Raw genomic sequence first — 11,962 nt, forward strand, 5'->3', positions numbered from 1 at the left:
TCCGCTCGCGGGTCGACCCTCGCCATGCGAGGAAGGTGCAACTCAAAACCCCGTCTGATCGCGAAACAGCCCATTGTCCAGCTTCGACACCTCGATCACCGCTTGCGTCCGGCTATAGACATTGAGCTTGCGCAGGATCTCGGACACGTGCGCCTTGACCGTGGTTTCCCCGATCTGCAGCTCGTAGGCGATCTGCTCGTTGAGTATGCGCTGGCGCAGCATCTGCAGCACGCGCAATTGCTGCGGTGTCAGTGTCGACAGGCGTTGCACCATGTCGGCGCGGTCGACGCCTTCGGCGTCAGGCCTTCATAGGTTTCCGGCACATAGATCGCGCGTTCCATCACCGAGCGTGTGGCGGAATTACGTGACAGTGCACTTTTTACCAAGGTCGTACCATAGTCGTTCGAACAAGAGCCTGCTCGTCGAGCATTGCCGCGCTGCCATGTCGGCATCTGGACGTAATGCCTGACCCCCACCCAAGCAACAAAGCTGTGTCTAATCTGCCTCCCGCGCCTTCGCAGATATCCTCATCAAGCCACCATTTGTAGTAGTCTTACCACGAAATGCCTCGGCTGAGAATCAGCTGGGGCGGCGGGCGGCTAGTTGTGGCGACACTCAACGCGCAGGTTCTGGATTTCCTCGACTGGTGGCTCGATGAGCTGCGAGGGGCTTGGTCGTGGCTCACGCCCTGGCAAAAGCAAGCCTCATCCAGCGACTGGATCGTCAGCCTGGCGGATGACGGCATTCGCGCCCGCGAGGCCAATGCGCCGGAGTTCCAGTCGATCCCGTTGGCGCTCACCGCCTCTTCCGACGAGGTTCTGGCGCTTCTCCAGGGCGGGCTTCGGCGCAAGCGGCCGACCTTCGATATCCGGATCCAGCCCGGGCTGTTCCTGACCCGGCAATTGGCGACGCGGCGGCTCCCGCTTCGGCAGGCCCGCGACATGGCCGAGCTTGATCTTCTGGCCTCGACGCCGCTCGACCCGGCACAGGTGCATGTCGTCTTCACCACACATGTTAGGGAGGATTGTGCCTACCACGTCGTCAAGGTCAAAACTCTTGCCGGCGTGCTGGATGCGGTTCGTCGCGTCGGCGGGTCGGTCCGCTGCCTGTCGCTGTCACAGCCTGAAAGCGCGCTGCGGGCCGATCCGCTCAGCCTCGCCGCCATTTGGTCACTGAACGCGCGCGACCGGCGCGGCAGGACCGCCTGGGGCGCGGCCTGTTCAGTGCTGGCTGGGGCAATGCTGGTCACCTTCGCTCACGCGCATTGGCGCAGTTGGCAGGCCGGTGCGGAACTGGACGCGCGGATCGCCGATGCGCAGGTTCTGGCCAAGGCAGCACGCACCTCGCTGCAGAAGCGCCAGGCCGGCATCGAGCAGATCGAAAAGATCCGGCAGGAAAAGAACACGACGGCGTCGCTGGTGCGCGTCTGGGCCGAGCTGACGCACCTGCTTCCGGACACGGCCTGGCTGACCGATCTTTCGGCCAAGGGGGACGACCTGACCATATCGGGTTTTTCCACCTCGGCTGCCGAATTGATAAAACCGCTCGACGCCTCACCGCTGTTTTCGGCGCCCGAATTCGCCGCGCCCGTGGTCAAGGTTCCCGGCCAGGACGGCGAACACTTCACCATTTCGGCCAAGATCGGAACGCTCTGACGATGCTCTCCGCCATCCTCAACACAAGACCGCTGGTCCGTCGCCTGATCGCGTTGGCGCTTGCGGCGGTGACGGCCTGTGTCCTGGCCTGGGTGGCGTTCGCGGCGCTCGACAGCGTTGCCTCGGCGCAAGCCGGGATCGAGGAAAAGCGAGAGCTTCTCGGCCAGTTGCAGAGCGTGGCGGCACTGGCCAAGCGCCTCGACAGCGCCGCCGCTCCCGTGGCTGCCGCAAATCCCGAATTTCTCACCGGCGAGAGCGAAGCGATCATTCGCGGTGGCCTGCAGACCCGGCTGAACGCGATTGCCGCCGCCAATGGGGTCAGCGTGCTGTCAGCCGGCAACGCACCGGTGCTCAACGAAGCCGACGTCGATTTCATCGGCCTGCGGGCGAGTTTTTCGGGTCCGCTGGAAGGCATTCACAACGCCGTTCTCGCCATCGAAACGTCGCTGCCGGTGCTGTTCATTCGCGAGGCGACGTTGCGCACCACCGATGTCGGGCCGGCCGCCGGACGGACGGGCGACCCCGAGCTGTTCGCCGAGGTCCTGTTTTACGGCCCGCTGCAGACGCAAGGCGGCGGGGTCAAGCCATGAAATTCGCCGGCCTGGCGGTTGCGGCTGGCATAGCAGGTCTCGTCCTGATCAATGTCGCGCTCTACAACACGCCGGTCGACATCACGCCGGTCGTCTCCGGCAAAGGGCATGATGGCGGCCCGGCATCGACGGCGGGAGCGCTGCAATTTCCCGAGGCCGGCGATTTCAGCGAGACTTTCCAGCGTCCGCTGTTCACGCCGACGCGGCGAAAATTCGTGCCCCCGCCGGTCGCGCCACAGCCGGTGGAGGTTGCCGTCGCGCCCGTCGAACAGCCCCCGACGCCACCGCCGCAGGAAGTCGCGCCGGCCGTCGCACCATCGCTTCTGGGCATCAGCATTCATGGCGGTGCGGCGAAAGCGCTGCTGCGCGTCGCCGGCAGCGATGCCGCAATCTGGTATGCCAGTGGCGAGACCGTCGATGGCTGGACGGTGTCGGCGATCGACAAGAGCCAAGCCGTTCTGGAGCGGGACGGCAAGGTAGCGCGCATCCCGCTGCATCCGCCATGGAAGAACCCGCCGCCAGCCTCGCCGCCCCAGCCACCGCCAAGTGAGCCGCAACTATGAGCAAGCGCCCGGAAATCGCAGGGCACGAAAGCGCCAGCGCCGGCTTTTCGCTGGTCGCGGTGCTGGTGTTCATGCTGATCGTCTCGGCGACCGTCGTTCCCTTTGCCGTCACTGCGAAAACCCGGCTGATGATCGCCAACAACGAGGTCGAACAGGAGCGTCTGTCGCTGCTTGCCGAGGGCCTGGGCAATGTGGTTGCGAGCGAATTGACCGGTGGCTCGGGGACGAAGACGTTCCCGCTGGATTCCACACCGGCGGCGTGCCGGTCGGGCGCGTTCAGCTTCGATGTGCGTGTCCAGGATCACGGCGGTCTGATCGATCTCAATGCCGCGGACGACCATTTGCTGGCGCTTGGTTTCGCATCGCTCGGCTTCGAGCAGCAGACGTCGCAAGCGCTGGCCGAGGCAGCGATGCGGTTTCGTGACAACGCCAAGCTGTTTGCCGGCCAGCCCCGGCCCAGAAGCTCCGTCGGGCCGCCCGAAGACAAGCAGGCGCCGTTCGAGTCGGTGTCCGAACTGCAGGAATTCTCGGCACTTGCGTCAGTGCCTTTGCAAAGCCTCCATGCCGTTTTCACGGTCAACTCGAAGCGCGGCACGATCAGCGCCGATCATGCGCCGAACCGTCTTCGCGCCGTTCTTGCCAGTGGGACCAGCGCTTCGGTCGTCCAAGCGGCGGCCGATGCATCGGCCTACACGGTTGATGTGGTCGTGCGACGCGACGGATCCGGGATCACCGGCGAAGCCGGGTTCATCATCGAGAAATCCCCGACAAACCCCACGGCATTTTCGCGTGTCTCCCGAAGCCCGGTGACTGCAGCCGCCGCACTGCCGGCAGTCGTCGGCGCGACCGGCTGCGAGGTGCTTTTCGGCACTGAGGCGGCGCAAATTCTGCGGGGGTGGAACTCATGAACGCCTCCGTTCAGGCCAAAGGAATAGAGGCGTTTCTTGCCTTTCTCGAGGGCGAGAAGGTGCTGAGCGCGCACGCGGCCCAACGCGCCTTAGGGGCGTCGCGGACATCCGGACACCCGTTCGATACGGTGATGACCGAACTCGGGCTGATCGGCGAGCAGGAGCTTGCCGACAGCCTCAGCCGCTACCTCCAGGCACCGACGCCGGTGGAGATTCCCGACCAGATCAGCCCCGAAATGCTGGCCAGCGTGCCGCTGGTCTATCTCCGCGAAAACGCCATCCTGCCGCTGCAGATGGATGCCGAGCGGCTGGTTGTCGCCGTGGCCGATCCCTTCTCCTCGGCAACCATCGACGCGCTCGCCTTTCACTATGAGCGGACACTGGCGCTGCGCATCTTGCCAAGGCGCACGATCACCGAATGCATCGACCGCATCGAGCAATCGGCCCTGGCGGCCGTTTCAAATGGCGGCGGCGGTGGCGAAATCCTGGATTTCGGCCCCGACGACCTCGAACGCTTGAAGGATTTTGCCCGCGAGGCGCCGATCGTCCGCTTCGTCGCCGAGACCATCCACAAGGCGGTCGATGCAAGAGCCACCGACATCCATATCGAGCCGCTCGAGGATCACGTCCGCATCCGCTTCCGGCATGACGGCATGCTGTCCACCGTCGACACGGCGTCGATTGCGATGCTGTCCGGCATCTCCACCCGCATCAAGATCCTGTCGCGGCTCAACATTGCCGAACGGCGCCTGCCGCAGGATGGACGCATGCGCATTGCCGTGCGCGGCCGCGACGTCGACCTGCGCGTCTCCGTCATTCCGTCGATTCACGGCGAAGCCATCGTGCTTCGAATTCTCGACCGCGCCGGTGTCGAATTGAAACTGGAGAAACTGGGTTTCGATGGCACCGCGCAAGCGAAGATCCGCTCCATGTCGCAAGCCGCCAACGGCATCGTGCTGATCACCGGACCGACCGGCAGCGGCAAGACGACCACGCTCTATTCCATCCTCGCCGAGCGCTCGCGGCCGGACGTCAAGATCTTCACCGTCGAGGACCCGGTCGAATACCGGATGGCGGGCATCACCCAGTTGCAGGTCAATCCGGCGATCGACCTCGACTTTGCCGCCGCCCTGCGTTCGATCCTGCGCCAGGACCCCGACATCATCCTGCTCGGCGAAATCCGTGATCGCGAAACGGCGCAGGTCGCGGTGCAGGCGGCGCTCACCGGCCACCTGGTGTTTTCGACACTCCACACCAACAGCGCCGCGGGCGCGCTGACGCGGCTTCGCGACATGGGCATCGATGGCTACCTGCTCGGCGCGACGATCCGCGGCGTCATCGCACAGAGGCTGCTGCGCAGTATCTGCCCGACCTGCCACAGCGCGGAACAGAGCGGCCCGGCGTGTCGCACCTGCAATGGCTCCGGCTACAGCGGGCGCACGGTGACCTACGAAATGCTGCAGGTGTCGCCGCGCATCGCCGAGCTCATCGACCAAGGCGCCGGCGAAATGGAGATCGGCCGAATTGCGGCCGAAGACGACCTCGTGCCGATGTCGGTGCACGCAACCGCACTTGCCCGATCGCAGGTCACCACGATGGACGAAGTCCGGCGTGTCATCGATCTCGCGGGAGGCGGCTGATGCCGGCCTTTGCCTACCGCGCCTATCTCGTCGACGGCAGCACCGAGGCCGGCGTTCTCGATGCCTCGACCAAGCAGGACGCGGCGCGCAAACTGGCGCAGCAGGGCCGCCGTTCCTATCATCTTGCGCCGGTGAGCGGCGACAAGCAGCAGCTTCGCCTGCCGGGGCGCAGCGCGCTGACATTTACCCGGAAGGTCGATCTCAGCCGTCTGTTTTCCGAGCTTTCGGTGCTTCTGAACGCCGGCTTCACCGTCGACCGTGCCTTGAGCGCGGTCATCTCGGGCGAGACCAACCATCAGCGGCGCCAGCAGCTGCAATCGGTGCTCGATCTCACCACTGGCGGTCGGCCGATCGCCGAAGCCTTTGCCGGCCTGCCGGGCATCACCTCCGACGTTGCCGCTCTGCTCGCCAGCGGCGAGCGCAGCGGCAAGATGGCCTATATATGCCAGCGGCTGGCCGACACGTATGAGGCAACGGCCAAGCGCCGTGCGGCAATTATCGAGGCGCTGGCCTACCCGGCGTTCCTGCTGCTGGTCATGAGCGGGGCGTTGGTCATTCTGGCAACCGTTCTGGTGCCGGCGCTGGAACCGATTTTCGAAGGCTCATCCGCCCCAAAACCGTTCACCATGACCATGCTTTCGGCGTTCGGCACGGTGTTCCGCGACTATCCGTTCGTATTCCCGCTGGCGGCGGTCCTCGGCCTGCTTGGCTGGCTTTTTCTGTCCCGGTCCACCGGTGCCAGAAAACGTCTTTCGCACTGGCTGTTGAAGATCCCGCTGATCGGCGCGCTGGTGAGGGATGCGGTGATCGCGCGCTATCTGGAAACGCTTGCGCTGCTGCTCGGCAATGGCGTGACGATGACCGAAGCGCTTGGCCTGGCCGCCAATGTGTCCAGGCAGAGCTCGCTGGCGGCAAACTTTGCGGCTATCGAAGAAACCGTTGCCAATGGCGCCCGCCTGCATGGCGCGATCGTCAAGGCGGGAATTTTCGATCACGCGACGATGTCGCTGGTCTCGCTTGGCGAAGAGGCGAACGCCCTTCCTGTGGTGCTGGATCGCGCGGCGAAAATGCTTCAGCTGACGCTCACGTGGCGCATCGACACGGTGCTGAGGCTGCTGACCCCGGCGCTGACGATTTCGCTTGGTTTTCTCGTCGGCAGCCTGGTCATTTCGGTGATGACCACGATCCTCAGCATCAACGACCTGGCGCTGCAATGACAGCCGCGTCGAGAGCCGGCGCGCCGGCACATGCAACGGCCGGATTTACCCTGGTCGAAATGCTGGTCGTGCTGGCGATCATGGCCCTCGTCGCGGCCATCGCAGCACCCGGGTTGGTCAGCAATTATCGCACCAAGAACCTGGAGACGCTGGCCGGCGAGATCACCACGCGGCTGCGCCTGTCGCGCACATCGGCGATCGCCACCGCCAGGCCGAAGCAAGTCGTCGTTGATCTCGGCGCCCGCGCCTTCCGTTTTGGCGAGCGGGACACGATCACTTTGCCGGACGATGTCAAAATGACTGTGACCACCGGCCAGGAGACCGTCATCGCCGACCGGAGGACGGTCCTGACCTTCCTTCCCGATGGCAGTGCTTCCGGCATGGACATCGCCCTCGAGCGGAAAGGGCGGAGCGCGCGCATCGCGGTCAACTGGCTGACTGGGCTTTCAACCTGGCGCGCGCTGCCATGACAGCGCCATCGTCGCAGCGTTCCGCCGAAGACGGATTTTCGATCCTGGAGATGATCGTCGCCATGACCATCCTGGCGCTGGTGCTTGGCATTGCCAGCCAGTCGATCGTGCTGGCATCCCGCAGCATCACTGCCGCCAAGCGCCAGGTCGAGGCCGCCAGGACCGTGCGCGTGATGCTGACGGACTACGAAGCCCGGGTGCAAACCACGGCGCCATTCGGCTGGACCCTGAAGACCCGCACGATAGAAATGTCGAAGGCCAAGGTGACCGCTGTTCTCATCGAGAAGACCGGTGGAGCGTTTCCAGGCGGTCCGTTTCTGACCTTCGTGCCGGTCCGCGAGCCGGGTGCTCCATGAGCCCGTTCGTCCGTGCTCGTTCCAGGCTCGGCGCCATCTGCCGGCCGAAAAGGGTCTCAGGCATGCCCCTGCCCGTCGTCAAATCGCGTTTATCGGCGTCGGTCGAGGGATTTGCGCTCATCGACGTGCTGGTCGGAATGGCGCTGATTGGCGTGATCACCTCGCTGATGATGGTCTTCCTCGGTCAGGCTCGGACGATGGTGCGCATCGAAAAGGCAACCGAGTTCCAGATGGAGGTCGATGCCGCATCGCGGTTTCTGGAAACGGCGATCAGCCACGCCGAACCATTGCCATTGTCGAAATCGTCGCCGGACCAGGTGCTCTATCTCAACGGCGATGCTGCCCGGATCGAATTCAACGCCGTTCAGGCAATTGGCTTCAAATCGTCAGCGCTGCGCGAAATTGCCGTTTCGCTCGGCGGAAGTGCACTGGCCATTGTCCAGAAAACGCGGCGCGGCAGCGCAGCCGGCGCGTCGACGCAGAGCGAACCGGTGCGGCTGCTCGGCGGCGTAAGCGCCATAAGATTCGAATATCTCGACGGTTCGGCAGCGTCATCGTGGTTGCCGAACTGGAATACGCCGCGGCGGCTGCCTGCCGCCGTGCGGTTCACCGTCTCGGTCATGCGCGATGGTGCTGCCTATTCGGCAAGAGGTTTTGCCCGCCTCGACCTAGCGAACACTCGGCAGTTGCTGCGCACCAACGAAACACAGCGCCCATAGAGCAGAAAAGTCAGTTGCTGACGTCCTGGTCTTCGCCGGTTCCGTCCGGCTTGCCGTCTTTTCCAAGGCTGCGGATGACCACGCCGCTCGCATCGGCCTTCACTTCGTAGGAATAGGGCCTCCCCCACGGATCCTTCAGGCCGGTCGTCCCCTTGAGATAGGGGCCGTTCCAGCGCGCTTCGCCGGCGGGCGCCGTGGCCAGGGCCGAGAGCCCTTCCTCCGCAGTCGGATATTTCGCATTGTCGACATAGTAGAGCTCGAGCGCGCTTTCGATGTTGCGGACTTGCGCCTTGGCTGCGTTGGTCCTGGCCGAGCCGAGATAGCGCAGCACCTGAGGGGCGGCGAGTGTCGCGATCAAAGCGATGATGGCGAGCACGACCAGAAGCTCGACCAGCGTGAACCCGCTGTCGCGATCATCGCGTTGGCGGGGGGAATTTTCAGGGGTGAAGTGCTGCATGATCATCAGAACAGTCCCATGTCCAAACCTGCAAATTGCTCCAGCGCCCAGCAGCAGCCGAGGCCGATGGCGATGAACGGGCCGAAGGCGACACGCGCCTTCGCCGCCGCCGGGCCTGTTGCAACCACCTGCCCGCCGACGAACAGCAGAGCGCTGGCGCTGGCGATGAACAACAGCACCGGCAAAAGCAGCGGGCTGATCCAGCATGCGGCGGCGGCCAGCATCTTGACGTCGCCGAGGCCGAGACCAATCCTGCCGGTCATCAGGAAATGACCGCGCCGGATCGCCCAAGCAGCCGCAAAGGTCGCGGCTGCGAACAGGATATGCACCGGCAGCCCGTTCGCGTCGGTCGCCACCTGATAGGCAAGGCCGATGCCGGCGAGAGCCAGGTTGAGCCCGTCCCGGATGACCTGCCGGCGGAAATCGGCGATCGCGATGGCGCCGAGAATAGCTGCCAGGGCGACGGTGGCTGCCAACACGAGGGATGGGTGCGCAGCCATCGTCAATAAGCCAGCCTCTTCAAATCCTGTTGCAGCTTGGTGCCGCCGCGCCGCTTCTGGATCGGCGTCTGCAGGCTGATCTTGCCGCGGAATTCGTCCGTCACTTCGCGGGCTTCGTTGATGTCGCGCACGACATGCGGCCTGATGAAGATGATCAGTTCGGTGCGTCCGATGCTGTCTGTCTTCTGCTTGAACGCGTTGCCGATGATCGGGATATCGCCGAGGATGGGTACTTGCGTGCGGTCGACATTGTTGCGCGACTGGATGAGGCCGCCCAGCGCCAGGCTCTCGCCGTCATTGACCAGAACGCGGGTCTGGATCTTGCGTTGTTGAATGGTCGGCGAATCGATGCCGGAGCTGGTCGTCTTGGTCACGTTGCTGACCTCCTGCTCGATGTCGAGCATGACCCTGCCGGCATTGTTGATGCGTGGCGTCACCGTCAGGATGACGCCGGTGTCCTTCATCTCGACCGAGACGACCGGCGAGCTGCCGAGCGTCTGGTCCACCACTTGCCGTGTCGCGATCGGCACTTGGTCGCCGACCTGCAACACCGCTTTCTGGTTGTTCAGCGCCATGATGGTCGGCGCCGAGATGACATTGACGTCGGTGATGCTGGACAGCGCGTTCAGCGTCACCTGGATGTTGTCGGTGGCGTAGCTCCAGTTGAAGCCAGGCAGTGCCGCCGCGGCGACGCCCTTGGCCACGTCGGCCACCGAGATCTTCGTGCCGCCATTCTCGAAGAACCAGCGCAGGCCGTATTTCAAATCGTCGTTGAGCGTGACTTCGGCGATGACGGCTTCCAGCATGACTTGCGTCGGCAGCACGTCGACCTTGCTCAGGATCTGCTCGATGCGTTCGTAATCGCGCGCCGTGGTCTGGATCAGCAGCGCATTGTTTTCGATATCGGCGACGACCGTGGCATGCGCCGGCGGCTGTCCGTCGGAAGTCGGCATCGACGGCGACGGACCGGTCAGCGGCACCGGCGTGACGCCGTCCGACTGCATGGCGATCGGTGTCTGGTCGGGCGACACGTTCGAGCTGCCTGAATCGCCCTCGGTTTTGACCGAGGTGCCGAGGACGGAACTCAGCACCGCGGCCAGTTCCTTGGCCGGGCGGTTCTGGATCTGGTAGACGAAAAGCTGATCCTCGCTGGTTTCGGCGAGCTTATCGAGCTTGTTGATCCAGGCTGCGGCGCGGGCGAGATAGGCCGGGCGCGACGTGATCACCAGCACCGAATTCAGCCTGTCGTTGGGGATGAACTGGATGAGCTTGGCGCCCGGCCCTTCCTTGGTGCCGAAGATCGAATCGAGCTCGGCGGCGACCGCCTCCGGCTTGGAGGTCTTCAGCGGATGCAGCGCCACCGACATGCCGCGCATCCAGTCGACATCGAACACCGAAACCGCTTCGCGGATGGCATTGAGGTCGCTGTCATTGCCGGCGACGGTGATCAGGTTGCGGGTGGAATCGACCCGCAGCACCGAGCCCTGGCGGGTGATCGGTTCGAGAATGGTCTTCATCTCGTCGGCGGCGATGAACTGCAGCTGCAGCACCTGCACCTTGACGCCGGGGCCGGACGGCGAAACCGAAGGTACGCTGACCGGCGGTGTGCTGGACATGATCTCGGCAAGCGGCACGACCTGGTAGGTGCCGGCGCGGTTGGTGATGCCGGCGCCGTTGACCGCAAGCGCCGATTGCAGGATGTCGACCAGCGCATCCTTCGACGCCGGCTGCGAGGTCTGCAGCGTCACCGTACCCTGCACGCGCGGGTCGACGATGTAGTTGAGGTGCAGGGCATCGCCGAGCACCGCCTTGGCCGCCTCGGTGATCGGCGCATTGATCAGATTGAGCTCGAATTGGCCCGAACCATCTGTCGTCACCTTGGTGACCGGCGCGCCGGAGGATACGAACTGACCCGAGCCCTGATACTGCGTGCCGTTGAAGCGCTGCGCCTGGCCGGCGGCCGAAGTCACGGCACCGGGTCCGGTGTAGCCCGCCCGCAAGGGCGAGTTCTTGGCGTGCAGGCTGTCGATGGTTTCGGTGAAGAAGTCCTTGCCCGGCGCGGAGGTGCAGCCGGCAATCGCCAGCAACGTGCACAACACGACGCGATGACCGGACCCGATTGCCATACACTTGATTCCCCTGACATCAAGTCTAGGGCTTCTTGCAAGCCGATGTCGGGAATGATGGGGGTGTCTGAGGCTCTATCCACAGGGTTGGTGGCGGAGGGCGGCGGCTGATTGGCGGGGCAGGAGAAGAAGCGCCTGCGATTTGGGCAGCGTGTACGGTGCCAAAATGAGTCGTGGGAAACATGGCAAAACGTGCACTGTCAGCATAAAAACTCGCCTAAGACGAGTGGGATACTCGGCTGGCTACGATGTGACCAGTTGGATGCTTTTGCTCATTGCCTGATGAATACGCCTGTGTAGGTCTGGCCGGCAAGCGCAACGGTTCCGGCCAGGGTTCCGTCGGGCAGCATCGTAAAACTGACGTCAGCACCATTCGGGAAGCGCCCAAGCTTCAACGTAGTCCCTGCAATTTTTCCTGCTCCGGCGGCCTCTCCCGGATTGTTGTCGCCCAGCATTCCCCACGCAAAGGTGACCGTCACTTTGCCGTTTTGAGAAATCGTCTGCACAGCGACTTTGGCTTCATCCGTCCCCTCCAATCGTCCGACCCACATGCCCGAAAATGCGGCGTATTTTGCCGGAACGCCCTTCGCAGGCGGAGTGATCGTCAGGGACTGATCCATGATTGCGGAGCCAGGAGGAACGGCATCCAAGACAGGTTGAGGAGGAACAGCAACAGGACCTGACGCAGGTCCGAGAGCGGCTGATTGCGGCGCTTCGGGACCAGATTGGCACGCAGCCAGGGCAAGCGCCGCGAAGCCCAG

The 11,962-nt window shown here is 64.0% G+C and carries 13 protein-coding genes and 1 pseudogene; 9 read left to right on the forward strand and 5 right to left on the reverse strand.

From position 1 onward, the window contains the following. Positions 1-42: 42 nt before the first annotated feature. Positions 43-359, reverse strand: a pseudogene (locus NKJ67_RS04020) (response regulator transcription factor); the annotation flags it as partial. A gap of 246 nt (positions 360-605) precedes the next feature. Between NKJ67_RS04020 and NKJ67_RS04025 the strand changes: the two are divergent. The 9 genes from NKJ67_RS04025 (at position 606) to NKJ67_RS04065 (ending at position 8,118) form a co-directional block, all read left to right on the forward strand. Further along, positions 606-1,655 (forward strand): PilN domain-containing protein, encoded by a 1,050-nt coding sequence (locus NKJ67_RS04025; RefSeq protein WP_352580580.1) that lies wholly within the window; start codon positions 606-608, stop codon positions 1,653-1,655. 2 nt (positions 1,656-1,657) lie between these two features. Further along, positions 1,658-2,245, forward strand: coding sequence for a type II secretion system protein GspM (gene gspM / locus NKJ67_RS04030; protein ID WP_352580581.1), 588 nt, complete (start codon positions 1,658-1,660; stop codon positions 2,243-2,245). After that, on the forward strand, positions 2,242-2,808 hold the full coding sequence (locus tag NKJ67_RS04035; protein ID WP_352580582.1) for a hypothetical protein: 567 nt from the start codon (positions 2,242-2,244) through the stop codon (positions 2,806-2,808). The genes gspM and NKJ67_RS04035 overlap by 4 nt, the downstream gene beginning before the upstream one ends. Then, entirely contained in the window at positions 2,805-3,716 is a 912-nt protein-coding gene (locus tag NKJ67_RS04040) for a hypothetical protein (protein WP_352580583.1), read from the forward strand. Before NKJ67_RS04035 ends, NKJ67_RS04040 begins: the two co-directional genes overlap by 4 nt. Beyond that, complete coding sequence (locus tag NKJ67_RS04045; RefSeq protein ID WP_352580584.1) at positions 3,713-5,356, forward strand: GspE/PulE family protein; 1,644 nt, start codon at positions 3,713-3,715, stop codon at positions 5,354-5,356. The genes NKJ67_RS04040 and NKJ67_RS04045 overlap by 4 nt, the downstream gene beginning before the upstream one ends. Then, positions 5,356-6,573: a type II secretion system F family protein gene (locus tag NKJ67_RS04050; RefSeq protein WP_352580585.1), complete on the forward strand. Its 1,218-nt coding sequence runs from the start codon at positions 5,356-5,358 to the stop codon at positions 6,571-6,573. Before NKJ67_RS04045 ends, NKJ67_RS04050 begins: the two co-directional genes overlap by 1 nt. Then, positions 6,570-7,043 carry a GspH/FimT family pseudopilin gene (locus NKJ67_RS04055; RefSeq protein ID WP_352580586.1) on the forward strand — a complete coding sequence of 158 codons (474 nt, stop codon included), beginning with the start codon at positions 6,570-6,572 and terminating at the stop codon, positions 7,041-7,043. The genes NKJ67_RS04050 and NKJ67_RS04055 overlap by 4 nt, the downstream gene beginning before the upstream one ends. Next, positions 7,040-7,399 carry a PulJ/GspJ family protein gene (locus NKJ67_RS04060; protein WP_352580587.1) on the forward strand — a complete coding sequence of 120 codons (360 nt, stop codon included), beginning with the start codon at positions 7,040-7,042 and terminating at the stop codon, positions 7,397-7,399. Before NKJ67_RS04055 ends, NKJ67_RS04060 begins: the two co-directional genes overlap by 4 nt. Before the next feature lie 62 nt (positions 7,400-7,461). Continuing rightward, on the forward strand, positions 7,462-8,118 hold the full coding sequence (locus NKJ67_RS04065) for a type II secretion system protein GspJ (RefSeq protein ID WP_352580588.1): 657 nt from the start codon (positions 7,462-7,464) through the stop codon (positions 8,116-8,118). A gap of 10 nt (positions 8,119-8,128) precedes the next feature. Here NKJ67_RS04065 and gspG read toward each other — a convergent pair whose 3' ends face one another. From gspG to NKJ67_RS04085, 4 genes are all read right to left on the reverse strand, one after another. Continuing rightward, positions 8,129-8,581, reverse strand: coding sequence for a type II secretion system major pseudopilin GspG (gene gspG, locus NKJ67_RS04070; RefSeq protein ID WP_352580589.1), 453 nt, complete (start codon positions 8,579-8,581; stop codon positions 8,129-8,131). After that, positions 8,581-9,075, reverse strand: a complete 495-nt coding sequence (locus tag NKJ67_RS04075) for a prepilin peptidase (protein ID WP_352580590.1) — start codon at positions 9,073-9,075, stop codon at positions 8,581-8,583. Before NKJ67_RS04075 ends, gspG begins: the two co-directional genes overlap by 1 nt. Positions 9,076-9,077: 2 nt before the next feature. After that, the gene (gspD, locus tag NKJ67_RS04080; RefSeq protein WP_352580591.1) at positions 9,078-11,201 is read right to left on the reverse strand and encodes a type II secretion system secretin GspD; all 2,124 of its coding nucleotides are present in this window, start codon (positions 11,199-11,201) and stop codon (positions 9,078-9,080) included. Between the two features lie 272 nt (positions 11,202-11,473). Beyond that, on the reverse strand, positions 11,474-11,821 hold the full coding sequence (locus NKJ67_RS04085; RefSeq protein ID WP_352580592.1) for a hypothetical protein: 348 nt from the start codon (positions 11,819-11,821) through the stop codon (positions 11,474-11,476). Positions 11,822-11,962 lie beyond the last annotated feature (141 nt).

It is taken from the genome of Mesorhizobium sp. M0088 (assembly GCF_040322895.1).
Lineage (GTDB): Bacteria > Pseudomonadota > Alphaproteobacteria > Rhizobiales > Rhizobiaceae > Mesorhizobium.